At 60.1% G+C, this 15,507-nt stretch carries 9 protein-coding genes; 5 read left to right on the top strand and 4 right to left on the bottom strand.

Annotated elements, in window-relative coordinates:
• Positions 1–123: 123 nt before the first annotated feature.
• The 3 genes from nadN to AC0B60_RS17750 all read left to right on the top strand — a co-directional run bounded on the left by nadN (position 124) and on the right by AC0B60_RS17750 (position 3,592).
• Positions 124–1,959 (top strand): NAD nucleotidase, encoded by a 1,836-nt coding sequence (nadN, locus tag AC0B60_RS17740; protein WP_465087236.1) that lies wholly within the window; start codon positions 124–126, stop codon positions 1,957–1,959.
• A 78-nt stretch (positions 1,960–2,037) separates the two neighbouring features.
• Positions 2,038–3,042 (top strand): LLM class flavin-dependent oxidoreductase, encoded by a 1,005-nt coding sequence (locus AC0B60_RS17745; protein WP_465087237.1) that lies wholly within the window; start codon positions 2,038–2,040, stop codon positions 3,040–3,042.
• A 19-nt stretch (positions 3,043–3,061) separates the two neighbouring features.
• Positions 3,062–3,592, top strand: coding sequence for an alpha/beta fold hydrolase (locus AC0B60_RS17750; RefSeq protein ID WP_465087238.1), 531 nt, complete (start codon positions 3,062–3,064; stop codon positions 3,590–3,592).
• A gap of 11 nt (positions 3,593–3,603) precedes the next feature.
• On the opposite strand, the gene AC0B60_RS17755 is transcribed toward AC0B60_RS17750, so the two are convergent.
• From AC0B60_RS17755 to recC, 4 genes are read right to left on the bottom strand one after another with little or no spacing between them, the layout of a single operon-like run.
• A complete protein-coding gene (locus tag AC0B60_RS17755) occupies positions 3,604–4,062 on the bottom strand; it encodes an META domain-containing protein (RefSeq protein WP_465087239.1) in 459 nt (152 codons plus the stop codon).
• Positions 4,063–4,097: 35 nt separating this feature from the next.
• Positions 4,098–6,269: an exodeoxyribonuclease V subunit alpha gene (gene recD, locus AC0B60_RS17760; protein WP_465087240.1), complete on the bottom strand. Its 2,172-nt coding sequence runs from the start codon at positions 6,267–6,269 to the stop codon at positions 4,098–4,100.
• Positions 6,266–9,973 carry an exodeoxyribonuclease V subunit beta gene (recB, locus tag AC0B60_RS17765; RefSeq protein WP_465087241.1) on the bottom strand — a complete coding sequence of 1,236 codons (3,708 nt, stop codon included), beginning with the start codon at positions 9,971–9,973 and terminating at the stop codon, positions 6,266–6,268. Before recB ends, recD begins: the two co-directional genes overlap by 4 nt.
• Positions 9,970–13,569 carry an exodeoxyribonuclease V subunit gamma gene (recC, locus tag AC0B60_RS17770; protein ID WP_465087242.1) on the bottom strand — a complete coding sequence of 1,200 codons (3,600 nt, stop codon included), beginning with the start codon at positions 13,567–13,569 and terminating at the stop codon, positions 9,970–9,972. Before recC ends, recB begins: the two co-directional genes overlap by 4 nt.
• Before the next feature lie 182 nt (positions 13,570–13,751).
• Here recC and AC0B60_RS17775 point away from each other — a divergent pair, with 182 nt between their 5' ends.
• On the top strand, positions 13,752–14,780 hold the full coding sequence (locus AC0B60_RS17775; protein ID WP_465087243.1) for a TRAP transporter substrate-binding protein: 1,029 nt from the start codon (positions 13,752–13,754) through the stop codon (positions 14,778–14,780).
• Positions 14,781–14,888: 108 nt separating this feature from the next.
• Complete coding sequence (locus AC0B60_RS17780) at positions 14,889–15,482, top strand: TRAP transporter small permease (protein WP_036202413.1); 594 nt, start codon at positions 14,889–14,891, stop codon at positions 15,480–15,482.
• Positions 15,483–15,507: the final 25 nt, after the last annotated feature.

The following is a 15,507-nucleotide window of genomic DNA, read 5'->3' on the forward strand; positions in this document are numbered from 1 at the left end:
AAGCGGCATCCGTTAACGCCCGCCTCCAAGCGGGCGTTTCTTATTTCGGCAACAAAAGCATCACATCACTGACATGCGGTAAGCGGAACATGCGGGGGATAAATCAAACACAGGAGCAAGGAAATGATCCGCAAGTCAGCCTGGGTATTACTCCCTCTCATCGCACTGGTCGGTTGTGACAGCGACGATGACGACAACAGCAGCAACGATAACACCGCCAGCCCGCTGAGCCTGAACGTTCTCCACATCAACGATCACCACTCACACCTTGAAAGCGGCTCGCAGTCCCTGACCATCGCCGGGCAGGAAACCGAGTTCTCCTCCGGGGGCTTCCCCCGTGTCGCCGCCAAGATTGCCGAGCGTGAGATGGCTCTGGACAATGTGCTGAAACTGCACGCCGGCGATGCCATCACCGGCACTTTGTATTTCACCTCCTACGAAGGTGAAGCCGATGCCGAGCTGATGAACCTGGTGTGTTTCGACGCCTTTGCGCTGGGCAACCACGAGTTCGACCGTGGCGATGAAGGCCTGAAAAAGTTCCTGGATTTCCTCGCCAGCGGCAGTTGCCAGACGCCGGTTCTGGCAGCCAACGTAGTGCCCCAGGTTGGCACTCCCCTGGCCCCGACCGCTGTTGACGATTACATCAAACCCTATGTGATGAAGGAGGTCGCCGGCCAGAAAGTGGGTATCGTCGGCATCGACATCGCCAACAAGACCCGGAACAGCTCCAGCCCGCTGGATACCACCCAGTTTCTGGACGAAACCGAGAGCGCCCAGGAAGCCATTAACGAATTGGAGGCCGATGGCGTCAACAAGATCATCCTGCTAACCCACTACCAGTACGAAAATGATCTGGTACTGGCCGGAGCCCTGTCCGGTGTGGACGTGATCATTGGCGGCGATTCCCACTCCCTGCTGGGTGACTTCGACGACTTCGGCCTGACGTCCTCCGGAGCCTATCCCACCGAGTTGACCAACGCCAACGGTGACAAGGTTTGTGTCGCGCAGGCCTGGCAGTATTCCCAGATGGTGGGTGAACTCAATGTTCAATGGAATGCAGACGGCGTGGTGGAATCCTGTGTCGGTGTGCCTCACCTGCTATTGGGCGACGACATTGTCCGTGAAGACGGCGGTGGTAACGAATACACACCCGAAGGTGCGGAATTACAGGCGATTATGGACGCCGTTGAAGCCGCCCCGCAGTTGAGCATCGTCACCGAAGACGCCACCGTGGCAAACGCCCTGGCCAACTACACCCAGCAACTGGACACCTTCCGCAATGAGGTGGTGGGTACCGCAACCGAAGACCTCTGCCTGGATCGCATTCCCGGCCAGGGCACCAGCAGCCTGCCCAGCTGCGCAGGCACGACAGGAGCGCGTGGAGGTGACATCCCCAATGTGGTGGCCCAGGCCTTCCTGTTCCAGAGCAAGAATGCCGATGTGTCGATCCAGAACGCTGGCGGCGTACGCACGGACATTGAGGCCGGCGACATCACCATCGGCGACGGCTATACCCTGTTGCCGTTTGCCAATACCCTGGTCGACCTGACCATGACAGGCGCCGAAATCCGCCAGGTGCTGAACGAAGCTGTCGCCTTTGCCCATGCGCCCGATGGCTCCACCGGTGCCTACCCTTACGCCGCCGGCCTGCGCTGGACCGTGGACATGAACCGCGCCGAGGGTGACCAACTGTACAACATCGAAGTAAAAGGCCGCGACGAGACCCAATGGCGCGCCCTCACCGATGGTGAAACCCTGAACGTGGTCACCAACAGTTTCACCGGTGGCGGACGGGACGGCTATGTGACCTTCGGCACCGTCACCGACGACGGCCGCTCGGAGGACACCTTCCTCGACTACGCCCAGTCCTTCGTGGACTACGTCAGCGAGCAGGGCACCATCAGCAAACCCGCGATGGATGACTACTCGACCCAGTCCTACACGCCACCGGCACCGTAACGGCAACCATCCCCCGGCCCGCTTCACAGCGGGCCGGTTTTTGTTATGCTGCCGGATAGTTCAAACCCGGAGCATTCAATGTCGCAGAATTCCAGCGCCCAATTCCCTGCCTATTCCCTTCTTGAGCTGGCCTCCGTTCGCGAAGGCGATTCCGTGGGGCAGACCCTGGCCAACAGCGTGGCCTACGCCCGCCATGCGGAAAGCCTGGGCTTTAACCGCTTCTGGCTGGCCGAGCATCACAACATGGAAGGCATCAGCAGTTCCGCAACGGCCGTACTGGTCGGGCACATTGCCGGTGCTACCAGCTCTCTCCGGGTAGGGTCCGGGGGTATCATGCTGCCCAACCATCCGCCGCTGGTGATCGCCGAGCAGTTCGGCACCCTGGAAAGCCTCTATCCCGGCCGGATTGACCTTGGCCTGGGCCGAGCTCCGGGCACCGACCCCATAACCAGCCGGGCGCTGCGCCGGGACGGCCTCGGGGCAGAACAGTTCCCCGAGGATGTCGCGCGTCTGCAGTCTTTACTGGGGCCACTCCAGCCGGGCCAGCCGGTCAAGGCGATTCCCGGCGCCGGCACCAATGTGCCCATCTGGCTGCTGGGCTCCAGCCTTTACAGCGCACAGCTTGCCGCGATGCGGGGACTACCCTACGCCTTTGCCGGCCACTTCGCGCCCCGGCTTTACCGCGAGGCGATCCAGACTTACCGGGACAACTTCCAGCCTTCGGACCAACTGGATAAACCCTATGTGATTCTGGCCGTTCCGGCCGTGCCTGCGGACACCGACGAGGAGGCCCAGTTCCTGGCTACCACCAGTTACCAGCGCATTCTTTCCCTGTTCCGGGGCCAACCACTGTGGATGCGGCCCCCGGTCAAGTCCATGGAAGGTTTATGGAACAGCGGTGAGCAGGCAGGCGTGAAGGACTTCCTGTCGCTGCAGTTGCTGGGCAGTGAGGACACTCTCCGGGAGCAGCTGGAGCGGCTATTGCAGACTGTGGACGTGGACGAACTGATGTTTACCGTGGATCTGTACGACCCCGAGAAACGGCGGCACGCGCTGGATATCCTGGCCGCCACCCGACACTGACCCCTTACCGGAGACAACCATGGCCACGCCCGAATTTCATGTTTTCCTGTCCCACGGCCTGGAAAGTGGCCCTGGAGGCACCAAAGTACAGGCGCTGAAAGCAGAAGCGGAAACCTTTTCCGGTGTCACCGCGATTGCCGTGGATCATCGCAGCACGAAAGATCCCGCCGAACGCCTCACACAGATGAGAGAAGCCATCTCCGAGGCGGGTGCCGAGCCGGAAAGAACCATCCTGGCCGGGTCCAGCATGGGAGGCTGGGTGTGTGCCCGCACCAGTGCAGAAACACCGGTACTGGGGTGTTTCCTTCTGGCGCCGGCTCTGGCGATGTCGGCCTATCCGCAATCCAGCCCCCGGATTCAGGCCCGGCACACCCAGATCATTCACGGCTGGGACGACGATGTGGTGCTGCCGATGCCGGTGATTGAGCTGGCACGGGAGCAGAAGTTGCCGTTGCTGGTACTTCCGGACGGACACCGCCTGGAAAACAGCCTGGCGCGGCTGGTGATCGAATTCAGGGGCTTCATGACCGACTGCCTGTCTGACGACTGACGACCGGCGCCTTATTTCATCCGTGAGGCTTCGAACACTGCCAACTCTTCGCCGGCTTCACCCAACAACCGAAGCTCGATGCCTTCGAGATTGACACCAACGGTCTTCGCCAGGGCCGCGAACAACAACTGTTCCGTCTGATTATCCGGGCAGGCCCTGCGAGTGCTGCTCATGGAATCAAACAGCAGGTTCTCACCCGTGACCTGATAGTTACCCATGTATTGATTGCAGCCACTGAAGCCACATACCCGGCCGTCGTCCAGAAACAGAATGTGGGGTTTCTGGTCGGCGTTGGTTTCCGACACCGGTTCACCCGCGATGCTCAACAGCTGCCAATAGGTGTTGGTCAACGGCATCGCCACGATGTCATCGGCTGAACGGCTGGTGGCAGGTGACCCGACGCAACCGGCCAGGAAAAGCAGAGCAAACAGAATTGCCACATGCCCGGGTACTGACACGACTCCTCTCATGTGCTTTCTCCCTATAAGGGTTAACAATAGACGCTTCAAGCCAACAACCCAGCCAGCCCTGACGCCCTGATCACGCTACGCCCCACTGCCTCTTTCAGCACACCGTCCTGGCATACCGCCAGGCTGAGCCAGTGGCGTGCCCGGGTGATGCCGGTGTATACCAGCTCCCGGGTCAACACCGGGGTCAGGCGGTCCGGAATCACCAGGCAGGCGTGGGTGAATTCCGAGCCCTGGGACTTGTGCACGGTCATGGCGTAGACCGTTTCCATCGATTGCAAACGGCTGGGCGATATCCATCGGACACCTCCGCTACCGTCACTGGACGGAAAAGCGACCCTCAGGGTCTCAACCGGCTCACCCGCGTCGTTACGATCCCAGGGCACGCTCAGGGTAATACCGATATCGCCATTCATCAGGCCCAGATTATAGTCGTTTCCGGTGATCAGTACCGGACGACCGGCGTACCAACCGTCGGTGCGCTCGATCAACCCGGCACTATGTAAACGCCCGGCAATGTCATGGTTCAGTCCTTCCACTCCAAACGGCCCCTGACGCAACGCGCAAAGCACCTTGAAGCGATTGAACGCCGTGAGCACTTCGGTTGCCCAGGCGTCCCATGATTCACGCCCATCCGCCTCAACGTCTGCGCTGGGTTTGCGGTCACGAATCAGCTTTAAATAGTGGCCATAGCCAACCGGAGGATCAACCGGCGCAGTGCCAACCACGCGCTGCATGCCCTGGTTGTGGAAGCGTTCCGGGCTGCCGGTCAGGGCGTGATTTGCCAACCACCCCATGTCGTTCTCACCAGTCAGCCAGGCCACGTCCTCAAAGCCCTGGTTACGGCATTGGTTGATCAATTCCCTGCTGAGCTGGCCCGCATTGGTGGCCGACGCCAGCACGCCGATACCGCTATGTTCGTCAAACCGATAGCTCTTTCGCAGCATGGCAACCGCCTGGTCCAGGGCCAGGCCTTCGGAGTCCAGCAGCTCTGATGGCAATTGACATCCGGTCACCGCTTGCAGCCATTGCGCCGTTTGCGGCAGGTAGTGTGCGCCTTCGGCGCGCTGGCAGAGCTCCCCCAACACCGCACCAGCGTCCACCGACGCCAGTTGATCCTTGTCCCCCAGCATAATCAGCCTGGCCTTGTCGGGCAGGGCTGCAAAGACCGACGCCATCAGGTCCACATCCACCATGGACGCTTCATCAATCACCAGGATATCTAATGGCAACGGATTGTCCTCGTTGTGACGAAAACTCCGTGAACCCGGGCGACTGCCCAACAGCCGGTGTAATGTAGTGACCTGGGTTGGAATGGCGGATTTATCCGGTGCACCCGGCAGGCTTTCCAGCGGCAGACGGTCAACGGCACCCCCGATGGACTCACTGAGCCTTGCGGCCGCTTTTCCGGTTGGCGCCGACAGGCGGATGCGCAGGTAAGGGTTGGCACCAGCGGTCTCAGCCGATTCACAGGCCATCGACTGCAAAGCCGCCAGCAGGTTGACTACCGTGGTGGTTTTACCGGTGCCGGGACCGCCGGTAATGACACTGAAGCGGTTCCGTGCTGCCAGGGCACAGGCCACTTTTTGATAATCCGGCGGGCCATCGGAATCGTTTTCCGTGCCGAACAGGGTATCCAGTGCCGTTTTCAACGGCGCGGTATCCGTCAACGCCACACGGTTGTCGAGACGTTCCCGAATACCGGCGGCAATAGCCTGCTCATAGCGCCAGAATCGACGCAGGTACAGCCGCGAGCCATCCAATACCAGCGGTGCTGCCTGCTCGCCGTTGCTGACAGCGCAGCTTTGCCCCAGCATCCCAATCAGTTGGTCAGCGCCGACACTGGCAAACAGATCCGACGGCCTAGGGCTGTTTTCAGGTAGAGAACCGACGCCTTCCGGCGGCAGCACCAGCGTTGGTTCCGTGGCACGACAGAGATGACGCACATCCAGGCACACGTGCCCCCGCCCCACCTGGTGTGACACCATCGCTGACAGCAGCGCAAGCATGGCCACCGGCTGCTCTCCCTGTTCACGGACCATCGTGCAAACAAACGTCGCGAAGGCATGATCGAGGGCACGAATCCAGTCGCGCTCTACCCACTCGTCCAGCAGGGCCAGAGCGTCGGCAGCGGTTTGGGGCAACCGTGGTGCCGGTTCGGGCTCAACGGCGTCGAACAGGTCCGCAATGGTTCCGCTTTCTCCGGTCATGCTGCTTTCTCCCCCTGGCCGCTGAACAGCCGGTCCAGTTCCTCAATCAGGGCCTTGTCCGGTCGTTCGGTAAAAGCGCCGGCGCCCGGTGCATCGCAGCCACGCAGGAACAGGTAGACGGCACCTCCCATGTGGCTGTCGTAATCGTAGTCCGGCAGGCGCGCTTTCAACAGACGGTGCAGAGCCAGCAGGTAGATGACGTACTGCAGGTCATAGCGCTTCTCAAGGATTTTCGCTTTCATCACGTCGGGGACATAGGCCTGATCGTCCTCCCCCAGGAAGTTCGACTTGTAATCCAGCACGTAGTAGCGGCCTTCGTGTTCAAAGACCAAGTCGATAAACCCTTTCAGCATGCCGTTAAAGGTGGCTTGGTGGGCCTCGGGACGCGGATCACCACTCAGCGTATGCCGGCGGACCAGCCTGTCCATAGTAAGGGTGTTCACTTCGTGGCTTTCAAACCAGAACTCCAGTTCCGGCCGGAAGGTCCCAAGACCTGCCAGGGCGCATGTCCCGCTGCTGCCCGGAAGGGGGATGTCCATGGTGATCAGGGTGTGGATCCAGGTTTTCAGGGTGTCAGCCCAGTCACTCCAGTTGCGTAACTGGCAACGGCGCTCCAGCAGCTCGTGAAGATCATCCGGCGTATTAACCACCTTGTGAAACCCCTCTCTCGCGCACCACTCCAGAATATTATGCAGGAAGGTGCCGGGGCCGGAGCCTTTCGGGAAAGCATGCTGGTTGACCGGTTGCGGCCCTTGCCAGTCGGGAATCATTGCGGCCAGGGTGTCGGCCACAACGGGCTCGTCCTCGTCGCGCAAATTTTCCTGCTCCGCATCCTCACTGGCCGGTGCGAAGTCATTCCCGTAGCCACCGCGGGCGCCATAGGTGATCGCGGAATAGCTTGCGATCCACCAGTTTTCCCGGGCTTCCCGCACCGGCTCCAGAGCGTTGCCAAGCTCCGGTTCCTCGTCGCCCGCGTAAACGTCGCCTCCGGGCTCAGGCATCGGCGTCACATCGATTGCAGGTTCGTCGGTGGCCACGGACTGCAGGAAGGGCATCAGGTCCGTGTCTTCATCGCTGGCAGAGCGGCCAATCAGGTGCCCCAGGCCGCTCTGCCGCCAACCTTTAATGCCGCTGGCACCAACCCAGGTGGCGTGACGGGACCGGGTCAGGGCAACGTAGAGTTTGCGAATATCCTCACCCAGTCGTTCGCGGTCAGCCCTGGCCAGGGTATCTTCATCCGGCTCCAGGGAAATCTGCAGCCGGCCTTCGTCGTCGTGGTACTTGATAAACGCCTGGTTCGGCTTCTCCTCGCGGAATTCGGTGGCAAACGGCAGGAACACCAACGGGTACTCCAGGCCTTTGGACTTGTGGACTGTGACCACCTTGACCAGCCCGGCATCGCTTTCCAGGCGCATGGTACGGTGTTCGTCCTCATCGTCAGAATCCTGCAACATCTCGGTGTAGTGATGAATGAGCGCGTGTTCACCGTCCAGCTGCTGGCTGTCCTGCTGAAGCAGTTCGGCGACGTGGAGGATGTCGGTCAGGCCGCGTTCGCCGTCGGGCCCGGACAGCAGCTTCGCCGGCACGTCATAGTCCATGAGCAGGCGCCGCAGCATCGGTAGTACGCCTTGTTGCTGCCAGAGTTCACGGTAACCCTGGAAGCGATTGATCTCGCGGTCCAGCGCATTTTCGTCACTGAACAGGCGGTCCAGTTCCTGATAAGCCAGGCCCATGGTGGGCGTGGCGAGTGCCGCGCGAATCAGCGATAGCTGGCCGGGTTCGGCACAGGCCTGCAACCACTGCAGCATCTCCACCGACTGCACCGACTGAAGCACGGAATTACGGTCTGACAGGTACACACTGCGAACGCCCCGAGCGCCCAATGATTGCCGGACAGCATTCGCCTCGTCACGCTTGTTGACCAGCACAGCCATGTGCTCTGGTCGCACCGGCTCAAACGGCGTGCCCTCGGCGCCAAAACCCGCCTCGCTGCTCTGCCCCAGATTCAACAGGCGGGCAATCTCCGCCGCACAAGCCTCGGCCATGGCCTCCCTGCCGGCTTCCTTGGCAATAGGGCGCTCATCGGCCAGGGTCCAGAACGTCAGCGGTGGTCGCGGCTGCCCGTTAACAAGCCATTGTCGGTCGGTACCTTTGGCCGCCACCGGGCTGAAGGGCAATGGGTTGTCATCTCCGGCACGAAACAGGAACGCCCCTTCGGGCAGGGACGCATCGGCCTGGGAAAATACCCGGTTGACGCCGTCTACCATGGCAACAGCGGAGCGGTAGTTGGTGCCCAGTGTGTAGGTTCGGCTGCTGACCGCCCGACGGGCATCCAGATAGGTGTAGATGTCGGCGCCACGGAAACCGTAGATCGCCTGTTTCGGGTCACCGATCATCAACAGGCTGGTGTCCTGGTCGTTGCTGGCCACCCGGTAAATACGGTCGAAGATCCGGTACTGCACCGGGTCGGTATCCTGGAATTCATCGATCATCGCCACCGGAAACTGGCGACGAATGGTACCTGCCAGGCGTTCGCCCTGGGGGCCGCCCAAGGCGGCATCCAGTCGTGTGAGCAGGTCGTCAAAGCCCATACTGGCCAGGCGCTGTTTTTCGCTGTCCAGGCGACGGGCGATCCAGCAGGCGGCGTGGTTGAGGATGTCCGCTTTTGCCACCGGCATGGTTTTCAATGCCGGTTTGAGTTCGGTGATGGCGTCCATGGCAGGATGATGCGGCGGCTCATCCTCGCCGGTCCATTTTTCAGCAAATGCTTCCGCCTCCAGGGTGTCAAAGCCCTTGGTGCGTTTACTCGACAGGAACTCATGAGGTTCAGCCGCATCGGTAGTGGCCCACTCCCGCAGGTGTTCCACGGCTTTTTGAAGGGAGTTTTTGGTGGTGCCATGCAGCGGTTTGGGCTTTCGCTTCGTGGTTTCCGCCAACAGTTCTTCCAATTCGTCACACCACGCCGGCCAGGGGGCTTTCAGAGCCTGCAGCTTCACCTCCCGCAGGCGCTTCGCTTCCTCCGCAGCGGCCAGTGGGTCACGTTCCGGTACTGGCAGGGCATCCACGTGTGGCAACAGGTTGCGCACGGACTGGCGCAGGCTTTCCGGGGTTTTCCAGGTGTCCAGCACCTCGCCCATCAACTCCGGTGGCATGGGGTAGATAAAGGTGCGCCAGTAATCCCTCACTACGTCATCCAGCAGGTCCGTCTGGCTGGTCTCCAGGGTCTGACGGAACAGGCTGCCGCTGTCGAAGGCATGTTCGCTGAGCATGCGATTACACCACCCATGGATAGTGGAGACGGCGGCCTCATCCATCCATTCCGCGGCCAACAGTAGTTTGCGGCGGCAGGCTGGCCAGTCGGCCGCTGGGCAAGCGTTGCGCAGATTCACCAGCGGGTCTTTTGACGTCGCCGTGGTGTCCTGTGTTTCCGGTTTGGCCGCGAACAGCGCCGCCGCTTCGGTCAGGCGGGCACGAATCCGGTCCCGGAGTTCCTTGGTAGCAGCTTCGGTGAAGGTCACCACCAACAGATTGGGTGGCATGATGCCCTCACCGAGGGGCTCTTCCACGGAGCGATGGCCCAGTACCAGGCGCACGTACAACAACGCCAGGGTAAAGGTCTTGCCGGTACCGGCACTGGCCTCGATCAGTTGGCTGCCACGCAATGGCAGTGTGAGGGGATCGAGTTTGCGGATTTTTTCTGTCATTTCGCTCGCTCCCGTCCCACACCGGCGGGCTTGGCCCGGCCGGCCTGTTCCGCGTGCCAGAGTGGCTCATACAATGCTGATACCAACAATGGGAATTCGTCATCGGCCAACAGTTGCTCTACCTCCGGATAGGCACGGCGCAGGTAACCACTGTCGCGCTCCAGGGCCTTGCCGTAGGCTTCCGTCGCCTTCAGCAGCGCTTTGTCCTCACTGCCCTCGCCCCTGGCGGGATACAAGCCCCGCAGGTAGCCGAAGGCCGCACCTGGCTCTGCCGGCAGCGGCCGTGTCTGGCCCTCAATCCAATGGTCCAGGATGTTGGCCAGGTATTCCCTGGCGCGGGCGGTTTCCAGGGGCAACAGATTGACGACCCGTTTTTCTTCTTTGGCGATCACCAGGGTGTGGAACGCGTCATAGCGAACATTACCTGCCAGGTGCGCCACCCAATGCTCCAGAAGGGACGGGAACCGCAACTGGCGAGAGTTCGTCGCTCCTTCCAACAGATTGCTACTGGCAATCACCACCCGGCAAAGGTCACCGTCAGGGCGGGTACGCAGGTTGCTCAGCCGATCGTTGACGGTTACCGCCGCGCCAGCACGCTCATGTCGGTACTCAAAGCCTGAGATGTCTTCCCGCGGCTCTGGCCAGAGTGTTAGCGCTTCCTGGTAGCGCCGGTACAGGTCTGGCATGCGGCTTTCCAGCTGCTGGGCCAGGGCGGTTTCCGTCAGCCCCATGCCCAATTCGCCCCGCCGGGCCATGCCGGCTAAGGCAGCCTCCAGCCGCTGATGCAGTTCGTCCTCGGTGCCTGATTTCATCACCGCATGGCGAATCAGTTCGTCCTCCAGGCGCCAGTGGTGTAAGCCGTCCATGGCGAATGCCTCATTATCGGTGTCCAGGCTCTCCACGTCGGTAAACCGGACCTGCAATCGGCGCTGGTGAAAGGTGTCCACCGGCCGCTTGAGGAAGGCGCCAATATCAGCAATCGTCAGTGGCTCCGCCGGTGGCAGAAATGGCAGTTCGCTTCCCACCTCATCGGCTTCCCGTGCGTGGTGCGCACTGAGCCATTCGCTGTCATAGGTGAACAGGCGACGAGTCGCCAGCACGTCGTTCACGTCCGCTGAGTCATCTTGCCCGGTTCCGCGATTCCCGGCGGGAAAATATTCACGGCTGAACGGCTGTAGCGGGTGTTTGATCGTCAGGGCCGAAGCGGCTCTACAACCCGATGCCACCACCTGCCACACCGCATCCAGATGGTCGCACAGCTGGCTGACCAGTACCGAGGGGGGCCGATCCGAGTCATCGCGGATGCTTCGCCCCACCCAACTGATGTAAAGCTGCTCCCGCGCGGAGAGCAATGCCTCCAGAAACAGGTAGCGGTCGTCCTCCCGGCGGGAACGGTCGCCCGGCCGGTAATCCACGGCCATCAGATCAAAATCCACTGGAGGGCGTGAACGCGGGTAGTCGCCATCGTTCATACCCAGCAGGCAGACCCGCCGGAAGGGTATGGCGCGCATAGGCATCAGCGTGGCGAAATTGACTTTGCCGGCCAGGAAGCGCTGATTGAGACCGCCTTCTTCCAACCCTTCCAGCAGAATGTCCCGCACAATGTTCAGGGGTAGTTCCACGTCTTCCATACCCGCACTGTTGCAGTCCTCGAGCCATTGCTCCGCCTGTCGGCGTAGCCGGTTCACCAGCAGTAGATCGTCATCAGACAATTCCGTGAAGAAGCGTTCCAGGATGGACTGCAGGCGGTCGATCCAGCCCATAGGCGTCGCAGTAGATCTTAGCTGGTGCCAGAGTTCTTCCAGTCGATCAATAAATCGGTAAAGATTGCCCGCCACACCCGCCTGCAGGCCGCCGATTTCCTCGAACGGTTCGATGCCCTGCCAGGCAGCATCACGGCCGGTGCCGTAACCCAGCAACATTCGCCGCAAACCAGCTTGCCAGGTGTTGCGATCAAGGCCCTCGGGCAGATCGAGCGTGCTTCGATGATCACTGTGCAGGCCCCAGCGAATGTTGGCGCCTTCCACCCATTGGCGTACCAGGGGCAGGTCACCCTCGGCGATGCCGAAGCGGTTCCGCACCGCCGGCACCTCCAGCAGGCTGATGATTTCGCTGATGCCAAAACGGCTTTCCGGCAGTGCCATCAAGGTGTCCAGCGCAATCAGCACCGGCTGGCGATGACGCTGACCCTGGTCGGAAATGGTAAACGGGATGTAGCGGCGGGACGACGACGGGTAACGGCCAAACACCGCCTGGATGTGAGGCGCGTAGGTATCGACGTCTGGCACCATGACAATCACGTCGCGGGGCCTAAGTTCCGGATTGCTGTTGAACGCCGCCAGCAACTGGTCGTGAAGAATTTCCACTTCCCGTTGCGGGCTGTGGGCATTGTGAAACACCACGGAATCGTCCTGGAACGGATCGAGGGTCCGTGCCTGCCCCAGCATCTCTGCCTGGGAGGTGAGCGAGCGAACGTCGTTCTGGATCTGGTGCAACAGCGCTGGCTTTTCGAGGTCTCCATGGGGCGTGAAAATATCGATTCGGCCCTCCGGAGTTGCAACGCGGCCCTGATACGCCTCGGGGTTGTCGAATTCGTCCAGCAGGCGAATGTAGTCCCGCCCCTGTTTGCCCCAGGCCGCCAGTAGCGGGTTGGCGTGCTGGTGGAGGGAATCAGGGTCGGTCAGTGCGGCCAGCTCCGGATGAGTTTTTCCCCGCTTGCGATCCGCCGTCAGCAGGTCACGGTCGCTGATGATGTCGGCCCAGTAAAACTCACTGGGGTTGTGGACACAGAGCACCACCTGGCTAACCCGACTGAGAATGGACAATGCTTCCAGCGCCTGCTTCGGCAAGGACGACACGCCGAAGACCACGATGCGACGGGGCAGGTTTCGGGGGCGGTCTGCGGCTGTCAGCGTCTGCCCTTGCTCCATGAATCGGGTATGGATGCGTGAACGGCTGGTGCCCGCGAGTTCGCCGACATCGGCCACCAGCCTGCGCCACAGTACCGCCTGCCAGCGCAGCTCGTCGCCCAGCTCACGGACTTCGCCGCGCGCCATCTTCAGGCGGTCATGGCCGGCCTCCCAGTCAGCCAGCCAGTCAGCGCGGAAAACCTGGTACTGGTCGAACAGATCCGCAATCTTGCCGGCGAGCTGATAGCGGCGGGTTTCAGTATCGGTTCCGGCCATGAATCGTCGCAAAGGTGCAAACACGTCGTCGTCCGCGATCAACTCCGGCAGTAGTCGGAACAGGCGCCAGACCAGGCGGGATTTGTCAAAGGGGGATTGTTCCGGAACGCCCTCCGAGGTCAGTACCGCGCGATAGGCCTGCCAGATAAACCGGGCGGGAAACAGAAAATCCATGCCAGCCGCAATACCCAGGCCGCCGACCCCAACATCGGCGCCGTCCTCGGACGCATCTTCAGCCAGTGCCAGCTTCAGCCATTGTGCAATACCATTGCTCTGTACCAGAAAGGTTTCACTTTCCAGCGGTGGCAGAGGGCTCTGTCGACAGATCCAGACCACAGCCCGCCGCAGGTCTTCCAGATGATTCGCATGGATGGCGTGAAAGCCGGGCTCAATGGATGGCGTTGCTGGCATACCTGCCCTGTGATTTGTTTCCGGTAAGAAACAAAAGCCTACCACAACTTGCATCCGCTTCCGGAACGCGTCGCTTCTGGCACCAGGTAAATTTGTCAATTTCTTGCGAAATCGGGATTGTTTTGCCAGTCTAAATAAATGTAACAGATCATTTCAGCAAAAAAATAAGCGGAGACAACGCGATGAGCACCATGAGCAAGTTCAAGAAACTGGCAGGATTTTCTGCGTTTGCCTTTGCCGCAATGACAGCGGCAAATTCGGTGAACGCTGCCAACTGGCGCTATGCACACGAAGAATATGAAGGTGATGTCCAGGACGTATTCGCTTACGATTTCAAGGAATACATCGAAGACAACTCCGACCACACCCTGCAGGTTTATCGCTTTGGTGAACTGGGTGAATCCGACGACATCATGGAGCAGACCCAGGCTGGCATCCTTAATTTCGTAAACCAGTCCCCCGGTTTCACCGGCTCTCTGATTCCGGAAGCTCAGATTTTCTTCATTCCTTACCTGATGCCGACCGACATGGACACGGTGATCAAGTTCTTCCGTGAAAGTGAGGCGATCAACGAGGACTTCCCTGAGCTGTATGCCCAGAACGGCCTGGAGCTTCTGCAGATGTACCCGGAAGGCGAAATGGTCGTGACGGTGGACGAGCCCGTCAGCAAGCCGGAAGACTTCAACAACAAGAAAATCCGAGTCATGACCAACCCGCTGCTGTCGGAAACCTACTCAGCATTTGGTGCCACCCCCACACCACTGCCCTGGGGTGAAGTGTATGGCGCCCTGCAGACCAACATGATCCAAGGCCAGGAAAACCCGATTTTCTGGATCGAATCCGGTGGTCTTTACGAAGTTTCCCCGAATCTGGTCTTCACCAGTCACGGCTGGTTCACCACTGCCATGATGGCCAACAAGAACTTCTACGACGGCCTGTCCGACGAAGACAAGAAGCTTGTTGAGGACGCTGCCGACCACGCGTTTGAAAAGATCATTGTTCACATCGACGGTCTTGCTGAAGAAGCCCTTGAGAAGATCAAGAAAGCCAGCGACGAGGTCACCGTCACTCGCCTGAACGACAAGCAGATCGAAGCTTTCAAGGCCCGCGCACCGCAGGTTGAGAAGAAGTTCATCGAAATGACAGGTGAAGGTGGTAAAGAACTGCTAAACCAGTTCAAGGAAGACCTCAAAGAGGTTCAGAGCAACTGAACCTGAAGGAACCATTCCCGCCGGCCCTGCCCGGCGGGAATCTGTTTTAACCCCGCCCCGCCGGGGACCTCCTGCCGGCTGGGATCGATATGTTCTGGAGCAACCCCCATGTCCGAGAACTCCCCGGATCTAGAAGACGATACCGGCACCTATGAGTCCGGCCTGCCCGGGTTTCTGGGAACCATTGATGAAGTTATTGCCAAAACTGAGGCCGTGATGCTCGCGGTTGGCGTCATCCTTATGGCCGTCAATACATGCATCAACGTTATCGCACGCTTTGTCTTTGGAGAAGGCCTGTTTTTCTCCGGCGAGATTAACCGGATTCTTATTATCCTGATCACGTTTGCCGGCATCGGCTACGCGGCCCGCCATGGCCGCCATATCCGCATGTCTGCGGTTTATGATGCGATCCCGCCAAAAGGGCGCAAAGTACTGATGATTTTCATCGCCCTGTTTACCTCTTTGGTAATGTTCTTCCTCTGCTACCACTCCTATGGATACGTCGAGACCCTTTACAGCCGTGGGCGAATTCTCCCTGCGTTGGGCTTTGAGATCTGGTGGATTTACGTTTGGGCGCCAGTGGGCTTTGCGATTACCGGCATTCAGTATTTCCTCACAGCAATCAAGAATCTCACCAGTAAAGATGTTTATCTCTCCACTGGTGTGATCGACGGCTACTCTGATAGTGAGTCGGAAGTCTGAACCTGCAGCTGCTTTAACAAAGGAT

It is taken from the genome of Marinobacter sp. V34 (assembly GCF_055524115.1).

Coding starts and splice junctions, on each gene's coding strand:
- AC0B60_RS17750 (WP_465087238.1), top strand. CDS start 3,062: ATGGCCACGCCCGAATTTCATGTTTTCCTGTCCCACGGCCTGGAAAGT.
- AC0B60_RS17780 (WP_036202413.1), top strand. CDS start 14,889: ATGTCCGAGAACTCCCCGGATCTAGAAGACGATACCGGCACCTATGAG.
- recD (WP_465087240.1), bottom strand. CDS start 6,269: ATGACCGGAGAAAGCGGAACCATTGCGGACCTGTTCGACGCCGTTGAG.
- recB (WP_465087241.1), bottom strand. CDS start 9,973: ATGACAGAAAAAATCCGCAAACTCGATCCCCTCACACTGCCATTGCGT.
- nadN (WP_465087236.1), top strand. CDS start 124: ATGATCCGCAAGTCAGCCTGGGTATTACTCCCTCTCATCGCACTGGTC.
- AC0B60_RS17755 (WP_465087239.1), bottom strand. CDS start 4,062: ATGAGAGGAGTCGTGTCAGTACCCGGGCATGTGGCAATTCTGTTTGCT.
- AC0B60_RS17775 (WP_465087243.1), top strand. CDS start 13,752: ATGAGCACCATGAGCAAGTTCAAGAAACTGGCAGGATTTTCTGCGTTT.
- AC0B60_RS17745 (WP_465087237.1), top strand. CDS start 2,038: ATGTCGCAGAATTCCAGCGCCCAATTCCCTGCCTATTCCCTTCTTGAG.
- recC (WP_465087242.1), bottom strand. CDS start 13,569: ATGCCAGCAACGCCATCCATTGAGCCCGGCTTTCACGCCATCCATGCG.